Origin of the sequence: Ochrobactrum sp. SFR4, from assembly GCF_019730395.1 — a bacterium.
In the GTDB taxonomy this organism is placed as follows: Bacteria; Pseudomonadota; Alphaproteobacteria; order Rhizobiales; family Rhizobiaceae; genus Pseudochrobactrum.
This window is the reverse complement of sequence record NZ_JAAPBB010000798.1, coordinates 1-270: the sequence shown is the minus strand read 5'-3', so window position 1 is coordinate 270 and position 270 is coordinate 1. Positions and strand designations below refer to the sequence as shown.

The following is a 270-nucleotide window of genomic DNA, read 5'->3' as shown; positions in this document are numbered from 1 at the left end:
GCTAAACCTCTTGCCTTAGTTTTAACTTTAGCTGCAGTTTTACCGGTTGCCACGTCGTTTACAAATTTTTGAACATCTGCACGCCGTATCTCTTTAACTTTCATCTTGCCAAATAAGGGCGCGATATGACGTTTCATCAAACCTTTTTCGTTTGTAACTGTAAGCGGCTTTTTATGCGCGCAGGCAATCTCCCAATAGAGCTCAGCGAATTCATTAATCGTAATATCATGGCGGCGAGATCGTTTCTCCTCATGCGGGTCATAGCCTGAT

The 270-nt window shown here is 43.3% G+C and carries 1 protein-coding gene; it reads right to left on the bottom strand.

From position 1 onward, the window contains the following. The coding region (locus HBA93_RS21270; RefSeq protein WP_286202118.1) for an N-terminal phage integrase SAM-like domain-containing protein at positions 1 to 270 on the bottom strand (270 nt) is incomplete at both ends.